Genomic DNA, 23,026 nt, shown 5'->3' on the forward strand with positions numbered 1-23,026 from the left:
TTGCGGTCGGCTGAGGGATGCCGCATGGGTTGCCCTGGTGACGGGCCCGGGATACTACTGTCGCCCAGATGCAATTAGACGTCAGCGGCAATCGCCCCCAAAACCTAGAGTACCGCCGGGATATCGATGGGCTGCGCGCCATTGCCGTGGTCACGGTTCTCCTGTTCCACTACGGTGCTCCGCTCCGAGGGGGATTTACCGGCGTCGACGTGTTTTTTGTGATCAGTGGATTTCTGATCACGCAGGTCCTGGTCAACGAGATCGCGGCCGGCACGTTTTCGGTTCTGGCGTTCTACGATCGGCGTATGCGGCGTATCCTGCCGGCGCTGTTGATGATGCTCGCCACCAGCCTCATGGCGGGTCTGGTGTTGCTCTTGCCGGGAGAGTACACGCATCTCGCCTCGAGCGCGGCGGCTGCTGCGTTCGGCGTGTCGAACTTCTTCTTCCTGGCCCACACCGGCTACTTCGACCAGACTGCGGATCTCATGCCGCTCCTGCACACCTGGTCGCTTGCGGTCGAAGAGCAATTTTACCTGGTGTGGCCGTTACTGCTGTTCGTGCTCGCACAGAGCCGCTCGCGGCTTGTCATGGCCGCTGGAGTTGCCGTCTTGGTGGTGGCGGTGTGTGCGGCCAGCATCTTCTATTTCCGCGTCGATCCCAAGAGCGCGTTCTACATGGCGCTGCCGCGATCCTGGGAGCTCGCGATCGGCGCGCTCCTCGTGTTCCTGCCCGCGATGAACCGCGTGGCGGGCGAAATCGCAGCGGTCGCCGGACTGATCCTCATTGCGATCGGACTGACCCTGTCGCCTTCCAAGTTTCCCGGTGTGTTTGCCCTCTACCCTTGCATCGGGGCGGCGCTGATCATCTGGCCCCGCGCTCAGGAAACGACGTCGAGCCGCGTCTTGGGCGTGCTGGCGCCGATCGGGCTCATCTCCTACAGCCTTTATCTCTGGCACTGGCCGATCTGGGTGTTCTACCGGATCTACATCAACAACGGTGTCCCGACCCCGGGCGAGGCGATCGCGCTCTGCGCCGCGTCGTTCGCCATCGCTGCGATCTCGTATCACTATGTCGAGCAGCCATTTCGCAAGCGACGCTGGCGTCCTCTTCGCACGGTAGGCGCAGGTATTCTGAGCATGCTGGCGATCCTCGGCGCGTCGTTCTACATCAGCAGCGCAAGCGGACTTCCGCAGCGCCTGCCGCTGGAGGCGCAGCCGATGCGAAGTTACGAGACCATGCATAACTGGCCTTGCAAGGCTGTTCCGATCAAGGAAATGGCAGGCTCATATTGCGTTTTCGGCGCGCCCTGGGACAGCGCGAAGCGCAAGTCGGTGATCTGGGGCGACAGTCACGCAGAGCATTTCGCGCCGATCATTGAGGCGATTGCCGTGGATCCGGAGCGGTCCTACCTCGTCTTCGCTACATGTTCGGCGATCCTCGGCGATGAGAATTACATCATCTCGATCGATGTGCCGGACTTCCGGCAACGATGTGAGCGATCCCATGCGCACGGACTGAACTTGCTCCAGCAGGATATGCTGGTTGATGAGGTCATCGTGACGTCAAAGTGGCCAGAGTTGCCCAGGCGGGTAGGGAAGGGCGACGAGAGGGCCGGACTGGAGGCCATGCGCCGTGCACTCGTGAAGTTCATCGAAGCGATGTCAATCTCAGGCCGGCGGTTCGTTGTGATTGGGAGCGAACCCGAATTTTCCCAGAATGTCATAGGATGCGCGCATGCCACCGTTGCAAAGCTCTGGAGGGCGCCCTGTAACGCGGTGGGCGCGTCGTCCGACGCACCTGCAGACCTGCAGGGGTCGGCATCCGTTGACAACATGCTCGACGAGGTTGCGCGGGGGCTGCCCAATGTCGACCTGGTTTTTCCGGCGCGAAAACTCTGCAGATCGAATGGCTGCAAAGTCGATCTCGATGGCGAGTTTCTCTACCTCGATGCCAATCACCTTCGTCGCAACCTGACTCGTCAGACCAGACGCGACTTCGCCGACACGATCGGCCTTACAGACGTGCTGCTCGCGCGCGAGCGGCGCGATGAGCGGACGAACTGATCGCATCCAGCGTTCACGCGCCGGGATCTGGCATGCGGCGTCGCCGTTCGATCGGCTGCCTTTCACGCGGCCGGGCAGCGAAGCGCGTCATCCATGATTGCCGCGATCTCTAGTGGCCGTAGCCCACATGCTGCGGCCGGTCCGTCCAGGGATCGATGCACGCGCCGGCATTTGTGCTGAGCAAATGACGGTTCCGCGCGAAGTGCGCGCGCCAAGGTACGTCGGATGGGATGATCACGAAGGTTACGACGTCGCGGTGCTCGCGGAGCGGCGAAGTTGCCTTGTGCAGCACTTGGCCGTTCTCGAACAGGATACGCGTGCCCGGCGGCCCTTCGATGACGTCAGTCGTCGCACCGTTCTCGAGATCGGCCTGGACACGCTGGATCTGGCTTCGGTTCCGAAAGCCCTTGGCCCTGATGTCGTCGCTCAGCGACTTCTTCTTGAGCCGAAATGCGCCGGTATCCTCGACGACGTTGTCCAGATAGACCATGAGCTTGATCTCCGGCCCCGGACAATTGTCCAGATGCCAAAGAAAACTCGATTGCGGCTTCGATGGCGTCGGCAGCGTCCGGTAGAAATAGATCCCGAAAATCTTGAAATGCGACTGGTAGTAGCTCTCCAGCACCTGCTCCATCTGGGCATCGAAAACGTCGGCAACGGACGGAATCCGCTCGACGCCGTCGATCATCCGGAACAGACCGTCCATGATCGTGTACCGGTTCGCCGGCACAGCGAAGGCGTCATCGGTCTGTCGCGCCAATCCGTCGCCGTCCAACGTCTGCGGCGGTGGCAAGACGATATATCCGTCCTTTTGGAATTGCTGCGCCAGCGCGGTATCGCCAGCGGAAATTCCATTTGGCTTCCAGCCTTTGCGCACCTCAGCCTGGTATTTCGCGTATCGCAGATTAACGGCCAAGGGCTGGTTATTGCGGAACAGCTTGTCGCGCACGGCATGCCGCATCTCATATGCGGCCACCTTCAGCTTTCTCATGCAGCACACCCCGGAATTGAGTGATCTGGAGGTATCCTGCAAGCATTGGGCGAGTCAACCGGACCGGCCGCTAGTAGTTGCGCGCGATTCCCCATGACTGGCTTCGGCGGCATGGCGCTCCCTAGCGGAATCGAACCGCTCTCTCCACCGTGAAAGGGTGGCGTCCTAACCGATAGACGAAGGGAGCAAACGCAGGGCCCTGCCGCTTTCCGCGGCACGGCCGCTGGCCGGCCGAACGGGGCCCGGCGGCTTGCAGCGGGCGAACGTATAGTGGCCTTTGCGCTCCCGGGCAAGCCGTTCGGGATCGGTCTTTTGCGCCCGGTGGATAGCGCCGGGGCCGGGAGCGATAGGGCGGCGAATTCAACGGTTTCTTAGGGTTCCCTGAGTAGCGCTGGAGGAGGAGATTGTCCGATGCCACCGCCAAAGAAGCGCGCCGCCCGCAAGCTGCTGTCGCAGCACGCCTGGATCACGCTCGACGGCGGATTCGCGGCGCGGCATTGCCTGGTCCAGGACATCTCGGACACGGGCGCCAAGATCACGATGGACGAGGATGCGAGCCAGCTTCCCGGCGTGATCCGGCTGGCCTTCGCCCGCGACGCGCGCACCGGGCGGAGCTGCCAGGTGGTCTGGCGCCGGGGCAAGTCGGCCGGCATCAAGTTCCTCTGACATCGCGCCGCAGCAAGCCCAATGGCGCACAGGCCCCGTCCGGGCTACAAGGCGGCGATGCGCATGCCGCTCCTGATCCTGATCTCGCTCATGGCCACGCCCGCGATCGCGGCCGAGAGCCTGCGCCTGCCGCCCGCCGGACGGCCGGGCAAAGCGGCGGACAAGGAAATCGGAAAGACGCTGCCGCTGAAGGGCACGGCCGGGGCGGCCCGGGCGGGCTCCTGCGCCTCCTACGGTCCGCGCTTCGTCATGGTCGAGGGCACCGGGACCTGCGTGAAGGTCGGCGGCTCGATCAGCGTCGACACCACCGTCAGGCGCTGAAGGCCCATGCCCGCGGATCTGTTGCGGCTCGACCTCATCGTCCCCGTGCTGATGTATTGCGCGCTGCTGTGGTGGGTCGGCCGCGGCCTCAGCTGGACCGCGCGGCTGGCGACCGGTGCGGTAACGCTGGTGCTGATCATCGTCGTCCTGCTGGTCGAGCGGGGCTGGCGCTAGGGGCATGATGCAAAAAATTGAAAAACAACCCCATGCACAGTAGCCAACCCACGCTAAACGCTCAGCATTTGCCGCTTAGGATTTAGCGAAACAGAGCTTGACGCGTCGGGCAAAACACGGGCATGATGCCATCTTCGAAAGATGCGGCCGATGGATCGGGCGGCTTGCTCGGGCATCATGTCCGCTCTCTCGCCCGGCGACGCCCGCGAGAGGCGTCAACGCAAAGCCGCTGCGCCACGACGGCGATTTCTCGCACCATCATCGCAACTTACGGAGCGCCGGCAGTCACGACATCGGCGGCGCGACGAATTGTGCAAAGCCAGGCCGCTTGCCGAGCTCGGCGAGCCAGCGCGTGAGGTGCGGCTGTGCCGGGCGGCTGATGCCTTCGACGCCGAGCCAGCGCCGCGCATAGGAGCCGATCGCGATGTCGGCGAGCGTGAACGCATCGCCATCGATGAAGCGGCGCGAGGAGAGCAGGCGGTCGGCGATGGCCCAGACCTCGGCGGCGGCATCGGCATCGCGCTGCACCTGGATCATGTCGCGCTCGGCGGGCGCGGTGCGCACGATGCCCCAGAACACCGGACGGTCGACCGGCTGCACCGCCGATAGCGTCCAGTCGAGCCAACGGTCCACCGAGGCGCGTAGCTTCGGCGCCTGCGGATAGATCGGCGTGCCATCTCCGTGCGCGAGACAGAGATAGCGCATGATCGAATTGGACTCCCACAGCACGAAGTCGCCCTCGACCAGCGTCGGGATCCGCGCATTGGGGTTCATCGCGAGATAATCGGCCTCGCGGGTCTTGCCGTATTGCATGCCTGCATCGATGCGCTCATAGGCGAGGCCAAGCTCGGTGAGGCACCACAGCACTTTCTGCACGTTGACCGAATTGGCGCGGCCCCAGATCGTCAGCTTGGAGTCAGGCATGAGGCGTCTCCCGCGGCGTTGTTGCTTGCACGGGTGATAGCGGAATTTGCCGTTTGGAGATGCGCGATTGCCGCGCGCCCCTCATGCAAAAAGCTCCGCCATGGGCGGAGCCTTCATTGCAAAATCGTACCTGACGCTCAACGGCCGAAGAACAACCACAGCAGAATGATCACGGGGATCGGCACGCCAAGCATCCACAGCAACAGCCCTCTTGCCATCGCATCCTCCTCCAATCGGTTTCGTGAAAGGAGAACGTCGGGCGAGGGGCCTGGTTCCTGCCGGTGTCTTACCAATGACCAGTGTTCGGCATCGACGTCCAAGGCTCCTGCGGCGGCTTCGGATCGCCCTTCTGCAAGAGCTCGATCGAGTGCAGGTCCGGCGAGCGCACGAAAGCCATGTTGCCGTCGCGCGGCGGCCGGTTGATGGTGACGCCGGCCTTTTGCAGCTTCTCGCAAGTGGCGTAGATGTCGTCGACCTCGTAGGCGAGATGACCGAAGAAGCGATCTTCGCCGTACTTCTCCTCGTCCCAATTATAGGTGAGCTCGACCAGCGGCGCGCCGCGCGTCTGCGGCTGCTTCTTCAGCGCCTCAAGATCGTCCGCCGAGCACAGGAACACCAGCGTGAAACGCCCCTTGTCGTTCTCGATCCGCCGCACCTCCTTCAAGCCCAGCGCATCCTGATAGAATTTCAGCGCGACATCGAGATTGCGCACGCGCAGCATGGTGTGGAGGTATCGCATGGTTGTTGCTCCCTTGGATGGACGGGGTTTTGCTTTGGGCCGGGACGGCGAGGGAGTGAGAGATAGCAGGAATTGGGGAGGAGGGGCAGGGGGCAGAGGCAAATGTGCGTGAGGACGTTGCGGGAGTTGAGCGAAAGCGCAGCGTGACGATCGCAGCGACAGTGAAGGAATTTGGCCCATCGCAGAGAAGCTGAATGCGAACAGGAAGTGCCAACCGAAACGCGATCCGATCCAGCACTACGCCGACGTCGAATATCGTAACCTCGCCTCCCAAGAATTACGCGCAGGCATATTCAAAGGCCGAGCCACAAAGGAACGTGTCGTTCGTGATCGCGTTCTGCTTCACAGAGTAAGTGGAGTACCGGCATGCCGGATCGCGCGAGAGAAGCCGTCGAACAGGCGCGGGCCATTCTCGCAAGTTACGTCGAACCGGGATCGCGCGACTGCAACAGGACGATCAACAATCTGCTGAATGTTCTCGATGACCAAGAGCTCATCGAGGCCATGGAGAGGGAAGATGCGCAAGGCGCTGGCAGAACTACGTGAGGACGAACGGCACGCGTTGCTTTACCTGGCTGATCTCGGCACCGCGGTATGTCTTTCCGGTCTGATCGTCAGCATCATCAATCTTGTCGGGGACCTGTTTTGACGAAGCCCGATTGCCCCCGTTGGGCATCGGCTTCGTGTGCGAAACCGTCCTGGCCGCGCCGGGACCGGCTGGGCCTTCTCATTCGCACGAATTGAGCTTGCGGCCATTCTTCAAGACGCCCGCCGTCTGCGGGCTCCTTAGCTTATTAGCCCCATCCCAATCCCTCACGCCGCCTTTTCGACGCCCTTCGCGATGATCTCGACTTCGAAATAGCCCATGTCGCGGAGCTCGGCGGCCTTCTTCTCGGCCGCTTCCTTGGTGTCTCTCTTCAAAATGATCTGGCCCGCTCCGTCGCGGGCGCAAACGAAATATGGCATTTCCGATTCCCAATTTCGTTTGCATACACATGGAACCGGGTTCCCGCAATTCTACGGCTCACGCCTTCAGCCCGGCCTTTTGCCGCATCTTGTCGAACAGTGCGGAGGCCTCGGCCTTGGTCAGCTCGTCCTTGGGCGGGGGGTCTCGTGGGCCTGCTCGGCGAGGGTCTTGCGGTCGGATTCCTGGACCCAGTCATCGGGTCGTCGCCGGAAACCCAGTTTTTCGGATCTTTCCGGGTGTTGTCGGCCATCGCACATCTCCTATTCCGTTTTCCGTCCAACGTCGGACTCGACTTTTTGTTCGGCTTTTGTTCTCATATCTCATCTTCAAATCGCGAGGCGGAACATGCCGGACCTGGACTATGTCAGGCGGGAAATCGAACGGATGCGCATCCAGATCGGACGGCAGCGGAAGGAGGTCCTCCAGTTGCAGCGCGCGGGTCTCGGGACGGCCTCGGCCGAAGCCCTGCTGTCGCGGATGGAGGCGAAGGTCGACGATCTCTGCGCGCAACGCGACGCGCTGAAGGCGGCGCAGCCGCGCCCGACCAGGGGCAGGGTGCTCGGGGGGCGGACATGGTGAGCAGGCGCTGGTTTGACGACGAGAGAGAGCTGTCGCCCTTCCTGACCGCGCTCGAGGACGTTCGCCGCAGGGCGACGCGGGAAGGGTGGTGCTATGCCCACGTTCAGGCCATCATCGTGGCGATCGATCAATACGCGGAAGCCGCGACCGGCAACCGCGAGTATTTTCTGAACAAGCCGGTCTCGATCGGTGAGAGCAGAAAAGCCGCGGACGTTCCGTGAGCGCTTTGGCGCCGTGACTGCAACGCCCGGAAGCATCGCCCGTTGCGATGCTCGCACTCAAACTGCGATGATCGTGCATCGGCTCGGGAGAGCGGCGCTGACTGGCAAGTGATGCGATGCGCATTCCGAAAGCGGAACGTCGATCGCTTGAGAGCTTGTTAACCGACCGCGCTCAGGATGCCGCTCCAAATTGGAGGGGACAGCGACATGTCAGATCTGGAACAAGCGATCCGCGAGCGTGCTTACCAGCTTTGGATGGACGGCGGTGCCGAGCACGGCCACGCCGAACGGCATTGGCTCGAAGCTCAGCGCGAAATCCTCGCCACCTCTCTGGGCGCGGTGGCGCGGGTCTCGACGGCGAACTCCGGCAAATCGAAAACGAAATCTGCAGCTTCGCGCAAGAAGCGCCGCGCCGCCTGAAAAGATGCGGCGCTTGCTTCACGAAACCGAGTGAACCGAAGCGCGAGATGATCTGGTCCGGCCGGAGGAGGCAGCCTTCCGGGCGGCAGAAGCACCTCGGGTCTTTCCGGGCTTGGCATGAACTTCGGATATGATCCCGTTCTGCTCATCGAATTGCTTCAGCCACGCTTCGATGTATCGCGGGTCGTCAGGACAAAGCTGTTCAAGCAAACGAAGGTTCTGCGCTCTGAATTCCACGAGGGTTTTCGACATCATGGCTCCTCAAAACCTTGCCCGCCGAGAAGGTGCGTGGAAGGGATCGCCGGGTCAACGGCAAAGAGGGGCTTGAAATCGCAACTGAGCTGATGCAGCGCGCAACGGCAAAAACTCCGCCGGGGGAAGCGGCGTTCTCTGTCGGGGTGAAGTTTGGGGACGCTTCAGCTGCAAGACGTTCGAGCCGGCGGAGAGTTCAAAGGAAACGCACGGGGTGGCCGGAAACGGGACGCGTGAACTTCGGCCGAGCCAGGGGCGACCAAACGCCATGCTCCAAGCCCTGCTTAGCGCGATCGTGGATCTGGTCCTGTCTGTCGCATGGAGCGCCATCGTGCGATTGCTCGGCCTGGAAAACGTCGTGGAGATCGCGACGGCAATCCTCGGGCTCAGCTGTATCGTGATCGGCTTCACGGTGTTCCTGCTGGGGTACTGAAAACAGCGCGCTTGCAGCCACAAGCTCATGGACGGTGCCGGCGGCCTGATCGCCGGCCGGCACTGAGTCTGCGATTACAAATCCGTAAGTCAGTTGAAAAACAGCGCCTTGGAATTATCTCTGGGTCAGGCGGCAGCGTAACAAGCCGCTCCTCAACTGACACCCAGCCGCCGCGCTCAGAACCGGCGAAGCTGGGTCCTTTGACATTCCCGCGACTGGCCCCGCCTCACTGGCCTCAGAGGCAACGCCCATGGCTACCCGCACGTACAATCACGAACGCTGGTCGGAAGATGACGACCGGCTGCTCCGGTCCATGTGTGAAACCGGCAAGAGCCTGACCTTGATGATCGTGAAGCTCAAGCGTCCGATCGCCTCGATCAGATCGCGTGCGATCGAACTCGGCCTCAACCTGCCGGGCACCCGCATCGGTCTGCGTCGCAAGAGCCGGAGCGCCTAGACCGGCGCGGCGGTCACGCCCGCGCCCCGTCCGCAAATCAGGCCGCAACCCGTTGCTCGACGGGCGCGGTCAGGTATTTGAGCACTTCCGCATGCTCGAGGTCGGGGACCGCGATGGCCGTGTGGCTGTACATCGCATGGCTGCGCGAGCTTGCGATCCTGTCCAGGACATCCTTGCCTTTGACGACGTGCAGGCCCATGCCGTCTCCGGACGGGAAGATCGCAAGCACCACGTCATAGGCGGCGATGACGGCACGCAGCGCTTCCGCCTTGTCTTCGGCAACGTCGACGAAAATGCGCACATCAGCCGCGAGTTCACGCAGCTCGTTAAAATCCAGCACTGTGGGGTACTCCAACGCAACGATACTGACGCGAGATTGGAGGCGTTAGGTTACCGAAGTCTCAACAAGGCGTGCCGGGCCACAAGTTTCACGACGAGGTGACCGGCTGCGCTCTCAATGCGCCATGAGATCGGGATGACGCGTCATTGCGCTTTGCGAAGCCGGGCCTCCGCGGCCTCGTCCACGAGGCTCAAGGTGGTCCCGTCATAGCTCAGCTTGAACCCGCGGCCGACGATCCATGTCCATCCCTCGCGCTCTTTGATCGCCGAAGCGTTGAACTGGTCGGAGATCGATTTGACGGCAGCGTCCTGCGGCCCCGGATTGTTCAACTCCGCATTGACGCGCCAGATCGGATGCTTGGCGTCGGCATCGTCACTGTAGACCGTGACCTTGGCGCCGTTGATCTCGCATTCGAGGGTGTACGAGCCTCGGGTCTGGCGGCAAAGATAATGGCGCTGAGTGACGAGCTTGGAGGCCTCGTCAAACGTCATCCCGGGCGAGAAGCCGAACATGTCCGACTTCTTCACGACGGCCAAGGAGGCCGGCTTCAGGAAGCCTGGCTGGATGGCGACGATGGCTGCAACAGCGACAACGACCAGGCCGGCGAGAACGATAGCAACCTTCATGAGCCCCCCACGAGAAACCATTCGACCATATAGCAGCCGCCGCCCTCAACCGGGCCCCAAAAGCGAAAACCCCGCCTGGGGGAAGCGGGGCTCTCTGGTGGGGTGAAGCTTGGGGACTTCATGAATAAGACGCACCGGGGCGCAAATGGTTCAAAAAAAACGGTACATGCCGCGGCATCGTTCACAGGAAGTCGGGGAACCCCAGGGAAGCCCTGCTTGCGTTTTGGGCCTCGATAGGCTCTAAGCCCCGTCACTTCATGACCTCTGGCATGAATCAGAAGCGCGCCTCCGCGGGATCCCAGCCGCGTCCACGGCAGAGTTATTCGCGCACCCTTCAAAGGAATTCAGAACATGGCGAAGATGACGAAGACCCAATTGATCGATGCAATTGCGGAAGGCACGCAGCTGTCCAAGAACGACGTGAAGTCGGTGATCGAGTACATGGCGACGGTCGGCTATAAGGAGCTCAACGAGTCCGGCGAGTTCGTCATTCCTGGCTTCGTGAAGATGTCGGTCGTCAACAAGCCGGCGACCGAAGCCCGGATGGGCGTCAATCCCTTCACCAAGGAGCCGATGCAGTTTGCGGCAAAGCCCGCAAGCAAGTCGGTCAAGGCCTCACCGCTGAAGGTAGCCAAGGACGCTGTCTAGGCAAAAGAAAAACCCCGCGCTTTCGCACGGGGCTCTCTTGGCTGACGGCATTGGGATTTCAGCGCCTGGCCGTCAGCCGTGTCCCTAACTTAAGGTTGAAAATCCAAAAAGCAACAGCGCCGCGATGACGGAGTATGTTCGTCAGGCGGCGCTGCCGTATGACTGGGCGCTGAAATCCCCAGCTTCCATAGGTCCGCGCCGTCCGGAAAAGGTTCAAGGCGCCGCGCCCCGGAATTTCGCAGGCGGGGACTGGACTTTTTGTTCTCATTTTGTTCTAGTTGGTCATCTTCTTTGGGAGGTGATTCATGACCGTCGAGAAACAGCGCGAAGTGATCAGGCTCTGGAACGAACTCAGGAAGCTCGAGGGGCCGGCCGCGGAAGAGCTCCGTATCCAGATCCTGGAATGCTTTTCGGAGAAGGGCAAAGCGAAGCGCGCGGCGTGATCGGGATCGGCGGAGCGCGTTGCCGATATCTTGGAACGAACGTCTGACGTCAGCGTTCGCGCAGCATGACATGCCCGCAATGCGCCAAGCCGATGGCGGCGAACTCACCCAACAGTTTTCAGTGCGAGCCGTGCCGCGAGATCGTCATCGTGTTCGCGGTCGTCTCGAAATTCTTGCCGCCGAAAATGGCGCCGCCGAAGAGTCATGCACCGAAGCCTTGACGGCGCCTGCCTTCATCGATCGTTAGGATTTGCGTTTCCCCGAGCTTCCGACTCCGATTCGTTCTTTGCGAACGAAATGGAGTCGCATGCAGAACAAGCCGTGGCTTCTGTGTCGATGCGGGACATGTGCGTCTCGGCGAGCTTTCGCAACAGGCCTGCGATGTTGCCGGCCCCGCGGCTGGCGCGAAGTCGCTCCGTCTGCGGCGGGCGAGAAGGGCGTCACCCGATTGAACCTACGCGGCGCGTGCACACCGCTTGTTAAGAGTTGCTGCGCACCGATTTCTTCGATTCCGATTCGTTCTTCGCGAACGAAGAGGAGTCGAAGCCGGAACGAAGCGGGGCAGGGAGTGAAGGGCAGCGCCGGTCTACGCGATGCGCGGACACCGAGCTGCGAAGGCAGGTGCAACTCCTAACGAAAGCTTGTGCGAAAGCCGATAACCCTATTCGGTTAGGTTAAAAGCCCAATCGCGTTGCGCTTGCCGCTGCTTGGGATAGGTGTCTTGGCAAGGACAATCAAGAAACGACCTTTGCCAGAAGCAATTTTGCCATGACGCCATTTTCAAAGCCGTCCTTTTATCAAGGCGATCGCCACACCTACCGGCGCGTCGCCATCGTCGGCACGCTGTTCTGTCTCGCTTTCGTGGTGATCAGCTTTTCGCTGCGGCCGCAGGTCGAGGACACGCGTGTCGCGGTCAAGGCCGACCGGCTGGTGCGTACCGCAGGGCAGGCGCCGCGCGCGAACTAGCTCTTCTCGCAGAGCCGATCGTCGGCCGACCTGTCAGATGACGTGCCGCCGCGCGAGGCGAGCGCCACGAAGCCGGCATAGCCGGACAGGTTGAGCAGGACTTCGAGCCACACAGGCATTGTCGGGCCTCATCTGTCTCAAGACAATTGCAACGTGTGCGCGAACCCGTTGTTCCGTGCGCAGCCAAAATGGCTCAAAGAGGCGAGGACGGATCGAGCTTGCGTCCCAGGGCCGCGACGGACTCGCTCGACGGCTGCTCTTTCAGGAACTCGGCGATGGCCAGTGCCAGCTCGCGGTCGCTCATCGGCGTCGGCGGCGGGCGCAGCGTGCCAACGCCGAAATTGCGGACGATCTGCTCGTAGTGCTGATCGTCGGATTTGGGCACGAGCCGGCGGATACGGGCCAGCAAAGCGGATAGCGGCAATCTGTCCTCCTCGATCGTCGGCCCCGCTGGCAGCGGTGATCGTCTGCTGCCATCTCTCCCGTGAAACTAAAAACCCCGCCAGCACCGCGGAGGATGCTGACGGGGTCTTCGTGCTGTCGCCTCAACCCGGATGGCGGAGGCTTCCGCACTTGAAACATCAATCCGTGTCGCAAGTGTTCGTTCCCGGCGGCCCAATGTTTTTTTGAGCGCTTCGGGTTCCATGCTTCACGCAACCATCGCAGGCCGCCGCCGTTATCTCCGCGAGACGCGCGAAGGAGGAAAAGCATGAAGAAGACACTGGCAGTTCTGGCCACCGTCGCAGCCGTCGGCGTGACCGCGGTCGCGGCGCCTGCGCCTGCCGAGGCACGCGGCCGCGGCATCGGTCCGGGCCTCGCATTCGGCCTTGCCGCCGGCGCACTCACCGCAGGCGCGGTCGCCGCATCGCAACCGTACGGCTATTACGGCCCGAGATACGGATATTATGACGGCCCCGGCTACTACTACGGACGGGGTCCCTATGCTTACGGTGGCGGACCGTACTATCGGCACCATTACCGGCCCTACTGGTAGTTCCACATAAACGAAAAGCCCGGAGCGATGCTCCGGGCTTTTTTCGTGCGCGTGATGTCACGCCTAAGGCCAGAGCGAGGGACGTTCAACCTTGCGGGCGTTCTCCAGCGTCGACACAAAATATTCCTCGCGTTCGCGCTTGAATTTTTCCTGCGTGGCACGGAAGGCGGCGACACGGGCGGCGATTTCTTCGCGTTCGCGCTCTTTGCGTTGTTCGTCTTCGGTCATGTCAAATCCCCTCTACACCTGAGTATGTGCACTTGAACTCAAGCGCTGCCGCCGCAATCACGTTGAGTCGCGTCAACACATCCATTGGTGCTTCGGAATGGGGCGTCAATGGGGAGGAGGCATTGCAGGATTGTGATATGCGAAGGGCGGCAAGACTTGCCTACCCTGTTTCTCTTCGCTCTTTTTCCACGCTGGACGAGAGCGTCAACAATCTTGCCGCTTGCCCGCCTTGCGGCTAGCGCAAACAGACCGGGAGCAGCGCGTGATTGCATCGGATCTTCGCAACGGCGTCGAACGACTGGGCGACATGATCGCCGCAGCGAAGAGGATCGTGCCGTTCACCGGCGCCGGCATCTCGACCGAATGCGGCATCCCCGACTTCCGCTCGCCGGGCGGAATTTGGACGCGCAATCGTCCGATCCCGTTCGACGAGTTCGTGGCGAGCCAGGAGGCGCGCGACGAATCCTGGCGCCGGCGCTTTGCGATGGAGGAGGTGTTCGCGGCGGCAAGGCCGGGCCGGGGTCACCGCGCGCTGGCCTCGCTGTACCGCGCCGGCAAGGTTCCCGCGGTCATCACCCAGAACATCGACAATCTGCACCAGGCTTCGGGACTGGCCGCCGAGCACGTGATTGAACTTCATGGAAATACAACCTACGCGAGATGCATCGGTTGCGGGCAGGCCTATCAACTCGACTGGGTGAAGCGTCGATTCGACGCGGAGGGTGCCGCGCCCAACTGCACGTCGTGCGACGAGCCGGTGAAGACCGCCACGATCTCGTTCGGCCAGATGATGCCCGAAGACGAGATGCAGCGCGCAACCGCACTGTCGCAAGCCTGCGATCTCTTCATCGCCATCGGTTCCTCGCTGGTGGTATGGCCCGCGGCGGGCTTTCCGATGATGGCAAAGAACGCAGGCGCACGACTCGTGATTATCAATCGCGAGCCGACGGAGCAGGACGACATCGCCGATCTCGTCATCCACTACGACATCGGTGAGACTCTCGGGCCCTTTGTCGCAAATTGAGGCAGCAGTTTGATTCGCGGCAGTGCAAGCTGTTCATAGGTTCCGGCGAATCTCTTTTTTGTCTATGCCTCGCAACCGGGAGTGTTATCTTTTGATTCGAAAGATTCGCGTCGCGTCGAAGTGAGAACGTTCTCTTAAGACGCGTGATTCGAGCGCCGCCAATGTGGCGGGTTGCATGGCAGGTGTGGGGTCCGGGGTTATGGGGTCGTCGGACGGATTTGAGTCCAAGAAGCTTGGAGTTCCCGGACAGAGCACGTCGCCGGGGCGGTTGGCGCCGGGCGAGGGCGGCGGCGGCCGCGACACCGCGCTCAGTCCTTTCACCGGCCTCGGCGAGGCCAGCGCCAATCTCGTCGAGGTTCACGGCGTCATCAAATGGTTCGACGCCTCAAAGGGCTACGGCTTCATCGTTCCCGACAATGGCTGGCCCGACGTGCTCCTGCACGTTACCGTACTTAGGCGCGACGGCTTCCAGACCGCTTACGAGGGCGCCCGCATCGTCGTCGAGTGCATCCAGCGCGCCAAGGGCTATCAGGCATTCCGCGTGGTCTCGATGGATGAGTCCACAGCGATCCATCCGGCGCAGATGCTGCCACCGCGCACCCACGTCACGGTCACCCCGACCAGCGGCCTGGAGCGGGCCCAGGTCAAATGGTTCAACCGGCTGCGCGGCTTCGGCTTCCTGACGTGCGGCGAGGGCACGCCCGACATTTTCGTGCACATGGAGACGCTGCGTCGCTTCGGCATGACCGAGCTGCGGCCCGGTCAATATGTGCTGGTCCGGTTCGGGCCCGGCTCCAAAGGTATGATGGCGGCCGAGATCCATCCCGAGACCGGGTCGCCGGGCCCGCAGTCGCACTAGCGCGCCTATTCCCGCGATCGTGAGCAGAGGCGCGCCGGCTGGCTGGCGCGCCTCTGGCTTTTCTGGCGACCGCCGCGTAAGGACTGTTCCAGTCCCACGCCGCTGAGTGTCCCCATGAATTCCGATCGAAAGGCTACCTGGTCCGTTGCGAAGGGCTGGCTCGCCGCCATTCTCGTCGTTGCCGGCGTGGCGGCCGCAATCGGATCTGTCCGCGCCGCGACCTTCCAGCCGCTCGAGATCGTCACCAAGAACGGCGTGCAGGTGTTCTCGGTCGAGATGGCGACGACCGAGGAGGAGAAGCAGACCGGCCTGATGTACCGCAAGGAATTGGCCGACGGCAAAGGCATGCTGTTCGACTTCAATCCCGAGCAGGAAGTGTCGATGTGGATGAAGAACACCTACGTCTCGCTCGACATGATCTTCATCCGCGCCGACGGCCGCATCCTGCGCATCGCCGAGAACACCGAGCCGATGTCGACCAAGATCATCTCGTCGCGGGGCCCCGCCCGGGCGGTGCTGGAGGTGGTGGCGGGAACGGCGCAGAAATACGGCATCCGCCCCGGTGATCGTGTCGGCCATCCGCTGTTCGGCAGCAAATAGGCCGGGCAGGCGAGGGCATTGCCGGCCCGGCTGGCGCCTCCAGAATGCTTGCTGGCGCATTGGGAAGCGTGTATCGACGGGGCTCACCGGACATTCGGGGTATAGCGCAGCCTGGTAGCGCGGCAGTTTTGGGTACTGCAGGTCGTTGGTTCGAATCCAGCTGCCCCGACCAGTCCCGACGTTGAATCTTCTACACTTTCTCTGGCGATTCCGACCTGCTTGCGAACGCGGCGAGCCCCTGCGTTTCGGAACGCGACGACGTTTCAGAACAGCAACCAGTCGAAGAAGCGCCACGCGAGCCAGGCGAGGGCGCAGATCCAGCCCAGCATCGCGATTCCCGCGAGGCCGAGCCCGCAGAGTGCGAGCAGCGAACTTCCGGACTCCGGCGTCTCGGCAAGTTTCTCAGGCGTATCCACTCGGCTCACACCGTCCTCTTGCCTTGCCTCCAGTTCATTTCTCTCGGCTCGTTTGCGAAGGTTCACCGATGGCGCTCCAGCTCACATGGACGTGAGGCGTCGGCCCGTCCAGGCAGGCGGGTGCACGGTAATCGCAGACACGCTCGAATGCCCTGACAGGCGGGAAAAAGCTGCAACGCGTGGTCCGATGATTGGTTGCTGTCCGGCGAACGATGCGGCAATCGAATTTTCCGCGCATCCGCCGCCTGTTTCGGCCGTTCGCCGCGTTGATGGAGTGGGCCCCGAACGGGCCGTGCCCGTCGAGCTTCCTCGAGCGAGGTCTTCATGTCGATCAGCGCGATTGCTTCAACCAGTTCGGCGCCACGACGTCGACGTCCGCGACATCATCGACATCGTCCTCGCAAGCGCCGGGGCCTTAAAAGTGCGTGGAATTGCCGGGGCTCGTCGAACCTTTGGCTGCCGCCATAGACATATGTGTGTTGGGGATTTCAGCGCCCAATGTCTAAACGGACGCCGCCAAGCGATGATATTCCGCTTGCGCGGCGTTGCGCTTTTCAGGCGTCAGTCCTTGGCTCGGCCCTCAGCTCGAGGCCTGCCAGCCGGGCGGAAACGGCACGAACGGCCAGACCGTTTCGTTGTCGTTGGCGGCCTTCGGCGGCTCCTGGGCCGGCGTCTTCGCGGTCGGGACAGGCGCCGTCGATCGCAACGCCAGGCACAGACGTGCACATTGCAAATTCATTGTGGTCGCCCCAAAAGGTCAACTCATCTCAAAATATGTGTCGGGCTCAAAATCAACGCACACCCTCAAAACGGCGTGCTCTCAAATCGCGCACGCATTCTAGAAAAGTCGGCGCGGGCATTCAACTGGGGCTCGCCACTTGCGCGCGAGAAGTAAGGTTTACCGGTTAGGTTAAGGGCGAGCGGTTGTTGCCGCCGCCCTGGCGATCGTTATCAGATCGGGCCCGGCTCGCGACGGGCTGCCTGAAATCCGGGCTCACACAGAGTCACAGTTCGCCGCGACGCGCGTATCAGGCGAGTTCTGCGTCATGTCTTTCGATGGCAACTTCAAGACGGTTGGTCCGCAGTCCAGCTGGACCGAGATCTGGCATCTCTGGACCGTGATCGTGCCGCGCCGCTCGATCAACGGGCAGCTCGTTTACGGCAAGGTCTGGCGCCGCCACGACGGCCGCGACTGGATCTACAAGAAGTTCACCGAGTTCGACAGCGAAGAGGCGGCCTGACGACGGCATCGCCGTCGTCAGGTGCAAAGTCGCGGCCCTTGCCCTCAGGCGGCCTTCGCGGCAGTCGGCTTGGCCGGCGGCGGCTTCAGCGGCTTGTCCTGCTTTTTCGACCACGAGATGTAATAGGCCACCGTCGTCATGATCGCGATGCCGGCGATGCTGACGAAGATCTGCGCGAGCAGCGAGCCCGAGCTCATCGACAGCTCGAAATGGCCGACGAAGGACAGGAACACGCCGACGCAGAACACCGCGAGCGATTGCTGGCCGCAGACGATCAGCGGATCGAACACCTTCCATTCCAGGCCCGGCCATTCCTTCGGCACGAAGCGGATCACCAGGATCACGATCACGGCGAAGTGGATGAAGCGGTAGGGCGCGAGATTGGTCTTGTCGTTGGGGTTGAAGGCCGAGAACAGCCATTCCGGGAACATGCCGCCAAAGGTCGGGAAGCGGCCGGCCATGGTCATGATCAGCGCGAACAGCATATAGGCGAGGCACAGATAAAGGGTGATCGGCGAGTTGATCAGCGTCATCGATCGCCGCGCCCCGCCCATCGCGCACCAGGCGCCGAACACGAACAGCACCTGCCAGCAATACGGGTTGAAGTACCACTGACCAGCCGGATAGGCCGTCAGGTTCCAGCCGAACTGGCGCGCGGCGAGCCACAGCGCGATGGACAGCGCCATCGTCAGGTCGGGCTTGCGCAGCATGAACCACAACACCGGCGGAAACAGTCCCATCAGCACGATGTAGAGCGGCAGCACGTCGAGATTCAGCGGCTTGAAGCGCAGGAACAGGCCCTGGCGCAGCGTCTCGGTGGCGTTGTCGACGAGACCGGCGACGTTGAACTCGTTGATCATCTCGGAATCGCCGAAGCGCAGCGCGAGATAGCTGATCGAGGCGATGTAGATCACGAACAGGATGATGTGGGCGACGTAGAGCTGCCAGACCCGCTTGGTCAGCCTCGTGGCGCCGACGATGAAGCCGCGCTCCAGCATCATCCGCGCATAGACGAACGAGGCCGTGTAGCCGGAGATGAAGACGAACAGGTCGGCGGCATCGGAAAAGCCGTAGTTGCGCGTCGTGATCCAGTTCACCACGTTGTCGGGGATGTGGTCGAGGAAGATCGCCCAGTTTGCGACGCCGCGAAACAGGTCGAGCCGGAGGTCGCGACCCTTCTCGGGAAGCGTGGCGCTGACGTTCAGGAAGGCCATGCGACGGAAGCTTTCGAAGAGGACAGAAGCGGTGATTGCAGTGCGATGGGGACGCCCGGCGGGATCCCGGCGCGGAAGACGGGTACGCAATTGTCACGGTGCAGCATAATGACTATACCCATAGGCAAGGCACCTCGGGAGCCGGAATCACCGAACATTTCCCGAACGGTGTCTCTATACTATCCCTGAGGTTTCCACCAACTGCCACCGTGACGCATCGGAATAGCACGAAAAGACCAAGAGGCCCGGACCACCCATGACCGCACGCATATTCAAGCCCGCCAAGAACGCGATGCAATCCGGCAGGTCCAAGACGAAGGAATGGCAGCTCGATTACGAGCCGGAGCAGCCGCGTTCGGTCGAGCCGTTGATGGGCTGGACCTCGTCCGGCGACATGAAGCAGCAGATCACGCTGCGCTTCCACTCCAAGGACGAGGCGGTCGCCTATTGCGAGCGCAAGGGCATCGCCTACCAGGTGATCGAGCCGCAGGAGTCGGTGCGCCGCCCGGCCGCCTATGCCGACAATTTCTCGTTCCGGCGCGGCGAGCCCTGGACGCATTGATCCCAGGCAAACTCTATTCTTACGTACGTCACGCAGCCGAAGCCGCTTCGCTTCGGCGGGGCGAAGGCGCGGGCCTCCACGTTTCGGCGCGAGGGTGAAGATCGTGGATCGCCAGGACAGAGGCGAGCGGAAGCGACGCCGGCCCTGACGACGGGGGCGGCTAGCCGCCCGGGCCGAAGAACCCTTGGCAGCCATTTCCCCGCGTGCTTCGCTGCCCCGCATGACACGACCTTGGCGAGGGTAGGGGTATGGCGGGGCGTGACCAGCTCGACGGCGTCGATCTGAAGATATTGTCCGAGCTGCAGCAGGACGGGCGGGTTCGCAACAACGAGCTGGCGCTGCGTGTCGGCGTGTCCGCGCCGAACTGCCTGCGCCGGCTGAAATCGCTGTTCAGCCGCGGCGTGATCCGGGCGGTGCGGGCCGTCATCGATGAACGGCTGCTCGGCTATGAGGTGGTGTCGTTCGTCTCGATCCAGCTCGGCAGCCAGGCCCAGCCGGTGCTGGAGGCGTTCGAGAGCTCGATCGCCGTGATCCCGCGCATCCAGCAATGCTGGCGCATTTCGGGCGACACCGACTATCTCCTCAAATGCGTGGCGCCGAGTGTCGAGAGCATGCGCCAGCAGCTCCTGCATTTCGCCGCGATGCCCGATGTGAAGAACGTTCGCAGCTTCCCCGTGCTGGGTGTCGCCAAGGATGTGCCGCTGCCGTTGCAGGAGATCCCCCTGGCGACGCCGGCAGGATAGGGGATCCCGATATTTTCGCGCAGACAAACCGGAAGTTCGTGCAAGCCGAATTAAATGCATGACTCACTCACCTAACTGTGACATGTGAGTTTGGAAGTGCTGCGATGCGCTGGGACGTGATTGTCGGTCCTGGTGCGCCGCCTAAATGCAAGGGGTGAACCTCAGCATGCGTCGCATCTGAGGCCTGTTTTGTGGGACCCCTGAAGCTGGATAAAGACACCATGACCCCGACCTCGAAGACGTTCGTCGCATCCGCCGCGACGCTGTTTGCATCCGCGTTTCTCATGATGACTGCCCCCGCCGCACAGGCGGAAGATTATTGCATCACCAACGGCGCCCAGGCCGCTCATGGCTGCGGCTATCCGACGATGGAAGCCTGCCGCGCTGCGGCCGGCGGCATCGGCGGCACCTGCTCGCAGAGCGGCGGCGCGAAGACCTCGAACGACGCAATGGCCTATCAGCCGAAGCATTCGCGCACCAAGGTTCGCCCCGGCACGCAGACCAACTCGAATTAACGGCCGGGATCGAAACCGGTTTCGAGATGTTGCGGCCTCCGAGAGCCATCTCGGGGGCCATTAGACCATGACAGCGAGATAACGGCGGGCGTGCCTCAGCGATACCGGCCGCGAAATTCGCGCGGGGAGGCGCCGGTCCAGCTGCGGAAGGCGCGGGAAAAGCTCTTCTCGTTGCGGAATCCGGCGATCTCCGCGATGCGCTTGATCGGGCTGCGGCCGCGCATCAGCTCCTGCTTGGCGAGCTCGAACTTCGCCTCTTCCTTGAGATCACGTAGCGAGGTGGCCTCCTCGCGCAGGCGCCGATGCATGGTGCGGGTGGAGAGCGCCAGCTCGCTGGCGACATCCTCCGCGCCGAGATTTCGTCCGCGCGCATGGCGGAGCACGCGGCGGACGCGCTCGACCAGCAGGCGGTCACGCCGATAGGGCAGCACTGTCAGCCGCAGCGCTCCCTTGAGCATGCTGTCGAGATCGGCCGGACTGCGCGTCAGCGGCAGCGAGAGATAGTGCTTGTCGAAGACGATGCGCGCGCAGTCTGCGTCGAAGCGGATGCTTTTGCAGAAGATGGTCGGATAGACCGAGACGTGGTCGGGTTGAGGGTGCGGGAATTCCGCCGCCCGGAGCGCGATCGCGGAATCGACCGCCCAGCAGGAGAAGCCGAGCGCGTAACGCAGCAGGGTGACGAGGCAAAACTCGCGTAAGGATCCGAGGTCGCGCAGTTCCCGGATCGAGACGGCCGCGGTCTCTTCGTTGAGTTCGAGATTGAGCAGCACGTCCTCGGTGATCAAACGATGATGCCGGCACCAGCGCCTGAGCGCGACCTCCAGTGTCGGCGCCGTGATCGAGGCGCGGCACAGCATGCCATAGGTGCCCCAGGGCAGCCGCCGCGAGAACCAGCCGAGCGCCTCGTCGTCGAGCTCGCGCATCGCATGGCCGGCCACGGCCTCGAACTGGGCCGCCGTGACGCGCCCATCCGGAGAATTGACAAGGTCGGGGGCTACCTGGCCGCGGCTTAGCGCCTCCGCCGGGTCGCGGCCGTATCGTTCATACGCGGCGATCACGCCGCGGACGAAGGCGGCGCGAGGTCGCGGTGGCGGCTTGAAAAGGCATCGGAATTCCTCTCGAAAACCCTCGCCAAGTTTGGCGGAAAATGCAACCTTTTCGACCGCAAGAGGCCCTCGATGCCGCTAGGTTCGACGGTCAAAATACGGAGGAATCGCCTTGAACATCCCGAGCATCGACTTCGATCTGGGCGAAGACATCGGCATGCTGCGCGACACGCTTCGCGCGTTCGTGGAGGCGGAGATCACCCCGCGCGCGGCCGACATCGAGAAGGCCAATCTGTTCCCCGCGGACCTCTGGAAGCGCTTCGGCGACCTCGGCCTGCTCGGCATGACCGCGCCGGATCAATATGGCGGCTCCAACATGGGCTATCTCGCCCATATCGTCGCCATGGAGGAGATTTCGCGCGGCTCCGCGGCCGTGGGTCTGTCATACGGCGCTCATTCCAACCTCTGCGTCAATCAGATCCGCCGCAACGGCAACGATGCGCAGCGGCAGCGTTATCTGCCCAAGCTGATCTCGGGCGAGTATGTCGGCGCGCTCGCGATGTCCGAGCCCGGGGCCGGCTCCGACGTGGTCTCGATGAAGCTGCGCGCCGACAAGCGTGGCGACCGCTACGTCCTCAACGGCTCCAAGATGTGGATCACCAATGGCGGCGACGCCGACGTGCTGGTGGTCTACGCCAAGACCGATCCGGAGGCCGGCCCGCGCGGCATGACGGCCTTCCTGATCGAGAAGGGCTTCAAAGGATTCACCCATGGCCAGCATCTCGACAAGCTCGGCATGCGCGGCTCCAATACCTATCCCTTGTTCTTCGACGAGTGCGAAGTGCCGGAGGAGAACGTGCTCGGCAAGGTCGGCGAGGGCGTCAAGGTGCTGATGTCGGGCCTCGACTATGAGCGCGCGGTGTTGTCAGGCGGTCCGCTCGGGATCATGGCCGCCTGCATGGACGCGGTGGTGCCCTACATGCACGAGCGCAAGCAGTTCGGTCAGCCGATCGGCGATTTCCAGCTGATGCAGGGCAAGCTCGCCGACATGTATTCGACCTGGCAGGCCACGCGCGCCTATGTCTATGCGGTGGGCCGCGCCTGCGACCGCGCCGACCACGCGCGCAGCTTGCGCAAGGACGCGGCTGCCGCGATCCTCTATTCCGCGGAGAAGGCGACGTGGATGGCGGGCGAGGCGATCCAGGCACTCGGCGGGGTCGGCTACACCAGCGAATTCCCTGTGGGGCGTCTGTGGCGTGACGCCAAGCTCTACGAGATCGGCGCCGGCACCTCGGAAGTCCGCCGCATGCTGATCGGCCGCGAATTGATGGCCGAGACGGCTTAAATCGCTCAC

General features: G+C 62.6%; 35 protein-coding genes, 2 tRNA genes and 1 pseudogene. 24 read left to right on the forward strand and 14 right to left on the reverse strand.

Annotation, left to right across the window (positions count from 1 at the left end; genetic code table 11):
* The first annotated feature begins 68 nt into the window (after nt 1-68).
* Nucleotides 69-2,063 (forward strand): acyltransferase family protein, encoded by a 1,995-nt coding sequence (locus HAP40_RS18885; RefSeq protein ID WP_166816390.1) that lies wholly within the window; start codon nt 69-71, stop codon nt 2,061-2,063.
* Between the two features lie 109 nt (nt 2,064-2,172).
* On the opposite strand, the gene HAP40_RS18890 is transcribed toward HAP40_RS18885, so the two are convergent.
* Complete coding sequence (locus HAP40_RS18890; protein WP_166816389.1) at nt 2,173-3,054, reverse strand: hypothetical protein; 882 nt, start codon at nt 3,052-3,054, stop codon at nt 2,173-2,175.
* Nucleotides 3,055-3,166: 112 nt separating this feature from the next.
* A tRNA-Glu gene (locus tag HAP40_RS18895) sits at nt 3,167-3,241 on the reverse strand.
* Between the two features lie 224 nt (nt 3,242-3,465).
* Here HAP40_RS18895 and HAP40_RS18900 point away from each other — a divergent pair.
* The 3 genes from HAP40_RS18900 to HAP40_RS18910 are packed head-to-tail and all read left to right on the forward strand — an operon-like array spanning nt 3,466 to nt 4,215.
* Entirely contained in the window at nt 3,466-3,720 is a 255-nt protein-coding gene (locus HAP40_RS18900) for a PilZ domain-containing protein (protein WP_166816388.1), read from the forward strand.
* A gap of 57 nt (nt 3,721-3,777) precedes the next feature.
* Nucleotides 3,778-4,041, forward strand: coding sequence for a hypothetical protein (locus tag HAP40_RS18905; RefSeq protein WP_166819450.1), 264 nt, complete (start codon nt 3,778-3,780; stop codon nt 4,039-4,041).
* A gap of 6 nt (nt 4,042-4,047) precedes the next feature.
* Nucleotides 4,048-4,215, forward strand: a complete 168-nt coding sequence (locus HAP40_RS18910; protein ID WP_166816387.1) for a hypothetical protein — start codon at nt 4,048-4,050, stop codon at nt 4,213-4,215.
* 285 nt (nt 4,216-4,500) lie between these two features.
* Here HAP40_RS18910 and HAP40_RS18915 read toward each other — a convergent pair whose 3' ends face one another.
* Both HAP40_RS18915 and HAP40_RS18920 read right to left on the reverse strand, forming a co-directional pair.
* The gene (locus HAP40_RS18915) at nt 4,501-5,139 is read right to left on the reverse strand and encodes a glutathione S-transferase family protein (protein WP_166816386.1); all 639 of its coding nucleotides are present in this window, start codon (nt 5,137-5,139) and stop codon (nt 4,501-4,503) included.
* A gap of 286 nt (nt 5,140-5,425) precedes the next feature.
* Nucleotides 5,426-5,878, reverse strand: coding sequence for a VOC family protein (locus tag HAP40_RS18920; protein WP_166816385.1), 453 nt, complete (start codon nt 5,876-5,878; stop codon nt 5,426-5,428).
* Nucleotides 5,879-6,395: 517 nt separating this feature from the next.
* Here HAP40_RS18920 and HAP40_RS18925 point away from each other — a divergent pair.
* Nucleotides 6,396-6,527 (forward strand): hypothetical protein, encoded by a 132-nt coding sequence (locus tag HAP40_RS18925; RefSeq protein WP_256380438.1) that lies wholly within the window; start codon nt 6,396-6,398, stop codon nt 6,525-6,527.
* A 164-nt stretch (nt 6,528-6,691) separates the two neighbouring features.
* On the opposite strand, the gene HAP40_RS18930 is transcribed toward HAP40_RS18925, so the two are convergent.
* Nucleotides 6,692-6,844, reverse strand: coding sequence for a hypothetical protein (locus HAP40_RS18930; RefSeq protein WP_166816384.1), 153 nt, complete (start codon nt 6,842-6,844; stop codon nt 6,692-6,694).
* Nucleotides 6,845-7,190: 346 nt separating this feature from the next.
* On the opposite strand from HAP40_RS18930, the gene HAP40_RS18935 reads away from it, so the two are divergent.
* The 5 genes from HAP40_RS18935 (at nt 7,191) to HAP40_RS18955 (ending at nt 9,207) form a co-directional block, all read left to right on the forward strand.
* Nucleotides 7,191-7,424 carry a hypothetical protein gene (locus tag HAP40_RS18935; RefSeq protein ID WP_166816383.1) on the forward strand — a complete coding sequence of 78 codons (234 nt, stop codon included), beginning with the start codon at nt 7,191-7,193 and terminating at the stop codon, nt 7,422-7,424.
* Entirely contained in the window at nt 7,418-7,645 is a 228-nt protein-coding gene (locus HAP40_RS18940; protein WP_166816382.1) for a hypothetical protein, read from the forward strand. Before HAP40_RS18935 ends, HAP40_RS18940 begins: the two co-directional genes overlap by 7 nt.
* Before the next feature lie 207 nt (nt 7,646-7,852).
* Nucleotides 7,853-8,065, forward strand: a complete 213-nt coding sequence (locus HAP40_RS18945) for a DUF2934 domain-containing protein (RefSeq protein WP_166816381.1) — start codon at nt 7,853-7,855, stop codon at nt 8,063-8,065.
* A 520-nt stretch (nt 8,066-8,585) separates the two neighbouring features.
* Complete coding sequence (locus tag HAP40_RS18950) at nt 8,586-8,750, forward strand: hypothetical protein (RefSeq protein WP_166816380.1); 165 nt, start codon at nt 8,586-8,588, stop codon at nt 8,748-8,750.
* A 250-nt stretch (nt 8,751-9,000) separates the two neighbouring features.
* Nucleotides 9,001-9,207 (forward strand): hypothetical protein, encoded by a 207-nt coding sequence (locus HAP40_RS18955; protein WP_166816379.1) that lies wholly within the window; start codon nt 9,001-9,003, stop codon nt 9,205-9,207.
* A 37-nt stretch (nt 9,208-9,244) separates the two neighbouring features.
* Here the strand turns inward: HAP40_RS18955 and HAP40_RS18960 are convergent, their stop codons facing one another.
* Nucleotides 9,245-9,547 carry a hypothetical protein gene (locus HAP40_RS18960; protein ID WP_166816378.1) on the reverse strand — a complete coding sequence of 101 codons (303 nt, stop codon included), beginning with the start codon at nt 9,545-9,547 and terminating at the stop codon, nt 9,245-9,247.
* A 143-nt stretch (nt 9,548-9,690) separates the two neighbouring features.
* Complete coding sequence (locus tag HAP40_RS18965; RefSeq protein WP_166816377.1) at nt 9,691-10,173, reverse strand: hypothetical protein; 483 nt, start codon at nt 10,171-10,173, stop codon at nt 9,691-9,693.
* 351 nt (nt 10,174-10,524) lie between these two features.
* Between HAP40_RS18965 and HAP40_RS18970 the strand changes: the two genes are divergently transcribed.
* From HAP40_RS18970 to HAP40_RS18985, 4 genes are all read left to right on the forward strand, one after another.
* Nucleotides 10,525-10,821 carry an HU family DNA-binding protein gene (locus HAP40_RS18970; protein ID WP_018323108.1) on the forward strand — a complete coding sequence of 99 codons (297 nt, stop codon included), beginning with the start codon at nt 10,525-10,527 and terminating at the stop codon, nt 10,819-10,821.
* 305 nt (nt 10,822-11,126) lie between these two features.
* The gene (locus HAP40_RS18975; protein WP_008558897.1) at nt 11,127-11,264 is read left to right on the forward strand and encodes a hypothetical protein; all 138 of its coding nucleotides are present in this window, start codon (nt 11,127-11,129) and stop codon (nt 11,262-11,264) included.
* 79 nt (nt 11,265-11,343) lie between these two features.
* Nucleotides 11,344-11,511, forward strand: a complete 168-nt coding sequence (locus tag HAP40_RS18980) for a hypothetical protein (protein ID WP_166816376.1) — start codon at nt 11,344-11,346, stop codon at nt 11,509-11,511.
* Between the two features lie 521 nt (nt 11,512-12,032).
* The gene (locus tag HAP40_RS18985; protein WP_166816375.1) at nt 12,033-12,230 is read left to right on the forward strand and encodes a hypothetical protein; all 198 of its coding nucleotides are present in this window, start codon (nt 12,033-12,035) and stop codon (nt 12,228-12,230) included.
* On the opposite strand, the gene HAP40_RS18990 is transcribed toward HAP40_RS18985, so the two are convergent.
* A complete protein-coding gene (locus HAP40_RS18990) occupies nt 12,227-12,349 on the reverse strand; it encodes a hypothetical protein (protein WP_256380437.1) in 123 nt (40 codons plus the stop codon). The two genes, HAP40_RS18985 and HAP40_RS18990, sit on opposite strands and share 4 nt — an antisense overlap.
* Before the next feature lie 74 nt (nt 12,350-12,423).
* Complete coding sequence (locus tag HAP40_RS18995) at nt 12,424-12,654, reverse strand: hypothetical protein (protein ID WP_166816374.1); 231 nt, start codon at nt 12,652-12,654, stop codon at nt 12,424-12,426.
* Nucleotides 12,655-12,939: 285 nt separating this feature from the next.
* Here HAP40_RS18995 and HAP40_RS19000 point away from each other — a divergent pair, with 285 nt between their 5' ends.
* Nucleotides 12,940-13,224, forward strand: a complete 285-nt coding sequence (locus HAP40_RS19000; protein WP_166816373.1) for a hypothetical protein — start codon at nt 12,940-12,942, stop codon at nt 13,222-13,224.
* Between the two features lie 63 nt (nt 13,225-13,287).
* Here the strand turns inward: HAP40_RS19000 and HAP40_RS19005 are convergent, their stop codons facing one another.
* Entirely contained in the window at nt 13,288-13,452 is a 165-nt protein-coding gene (locus HAP40_RS19005; protein WP_008558907.1) for a hypothetical protein, read from the reverse strand.
* A gap of 262 nt (nt 13,453-13,714) precedes the next feature.
* Here HAP40_RS19005 and HAP40_RS19010 point away from each other — a divergent pair, with 262 nt between their 5' ends.
* The 4 genes from HAP40_RS19010 (at nt 13,715) to HAP40_RS19025 (ending at nt 16,107) form a co-directional block, all read left to right on the forward strand.
* Entirely contained in the window at nt 13,715-14,476 is a 762-nt protein-coding gene (locus HAP40_RS19010; RefSeq protein WP_166816372.1) for an SIR2 family NAD-dependent protein deacylase, read from the forward strand.
* 199 nt (nt 14,477-14,675) lie between these two features.
* Entirely contained in the window at nt 14,676-15,335 is a 660-nt protein-coding gene (locus HAP40_RS19015; protein ID WP_166816371.1) for a cold-shock protein, read from the forward strand.
* A gap of 114 nt (nt 15,336-15,449) precedes the next feature.
* The gene (locus HAP40_RS19020) at nt 15,450-15,935 is read left to right on the forward strand and encodes a DUF192 domain-containing protein (RefSeq protein WP_166816370.1); all 486 of its coding nucleotides are present in this window, start codon (nt 15,450-15,452) and stop codon (nt 15,933-15,935) included.
* A gap of 95 nt (nt 15,936-16,030) precedes the next feature.
* Nucleotides 16,031-16,107: transfer RNA gene (locus HAP40_RS19025), tRNA-Pro, on the forward strand.
* Between the two features lie 91 nt (nt 16,108-16,198).
* Here the strand turns inward: HAP40_RS19025 and HAP40_RS19030 are convergent.
* Both HAP40_RS19030 and HAP40_RS19035 read right to left on the reverse strand, forming a co-directional pair.
* Nucleotides 16,199-16,360 (reverse strand): RNA-binding protein, encoded by a 162-nt coding sequence (locus HAP40_RS19030; RefSeq protein ID WP_246741077.1) that lies wholly within the window; start codon nt 16,358-16,360, stop codon nt 16,199-16,201.
* 571 nt (nt 16,361-16,931) lie between these two features.
* Entirely contained in the window at nt 16,932-17,090 is a 159-nt protein-coding gene (locus tag HAP40_RS19035; RefSeq protein ID WP_166816368.1) for a hypothetical protein, read from the reverse strand.
* Nucleotides 17,091-17,397: 307 nt separating this feature from the next.
* Between HAP40_RS19035 and HAP40_RS19040 the strand changes: the two genes are divergently transcribed.
* Nucleotides 17,398-17,592: a hypothetical protein gene (locus HAP40_RS19040; RefSeq protein WP_166816367.1), complete on the forward strand. Its 195-nt coding sequence runs from the start codon at nt 17,398-17,400 to the stop codon at nt 17,590-17,592.
* A gap of 44 nt (nt 17,593-17,636) precedes the next feature.
* Here HAP40_RS19040 and HAP40_RS19045 read toward each other — a convergent pair whose 3' ends face one another.
* Nucleotides 17,637-18,806 carry an OpgC domain-containing protein gene (locus HAP40_RS19045; RefSeq protein ID WP_166816366.1) on the reverse strand — a complete coding sequence of 390 codons (1,170 nt, stop codon included), beginning with the start codon at nt 18,804-18,806 and terminating at the stop codon, nt 17,637-17,639.
* Nucleotides 18,807-19,062: 256 nt separating this feature from the next.
* On the opposite strand from HAP40_RS19045, the gene HAP40_RS19050 reads away from it, so the two are divergent.
* From HAP40_RS19050 to HAP40_RS19060, 3 genes are all read left to right on the forward strand, one after another.
* Nucleotides 19,063-19,368: an ETC complex I subunit gene (locus HAP40_RS19050; protein ID WP_166816365.1), complete on the forward strand. Its 306-nt coding sequence runs from the start codon at nt 19,063-19,065 to the stop codon at nt 19,366-19,368.
* 248 nt (nt 19,369-19,616) lie between these two features.
* Nucleotides 19,617-20,111 carry an Lrp/AsnC family transcriptional regulator gene (locus HAP40_RS19055; RefSeq protein WP_166816364.1) on the forward strand — a complete coding sequence of 165 codons (495 nt, stop codon included), beginning with the start codon at nt 19,617-19,619 and terminating at the stop codon, nt 20,109-20,111.
* A 221-nt stretch (nt 20,112-20,332) separates the two neighbouring features.
* Complete coding sequence (locus tag HAP40_RS19060) at nt 20,333-20,626, forward strand: DUF3551 domain-containing protein (protein ID WP_166816363.1); 294 nt, start codon at nt 20,333-20,335, stop codon at nt 20,624-20,626.
* A 95-nt stretch (nt 20,627-20,721) separates the two neighbouring features.
* On the opposite strand, the pseudogene HAP40_RS19065 reads toward HAP40_RS19060, so the two are convergent.
* A pseudogene (locus HAP40_RS19065) lies at nt 20,722-21,733 on the reverse strand (AraC family transcriptional regulator).
* Between the two features lie 156 nt (nt 21,734-21,889).
* Between HAP40_RS19065 and HAP40_RS19070 the strand changes: the two are divergent.
* Nucleotides 21,890-23,017 (forward strand): isovaleryl-CoA dehydrogenase, encoded by a 1,128-nt coding sequence (locus tag HAP40_RS19070; RefSeq protein WP_283815371.1) that lies wholly within the window; start codon nt 21,890-21,892, stop codon nt 23,015-23,017.
* The last annotated feature ends 9 nt before the right edge of the window (nt 23,018-23,026 follow it).

The organism is Bradyrhizobium sp. 1(2017), assembly GCF_011602485.2.
In the GTDB taxonomy this organism is placed as follows: Bacteria; Pseudomonadota; Alphaproteobacteria; order Rhizobiales; family Xanthobacteraceae; genus Bradyrhizobium.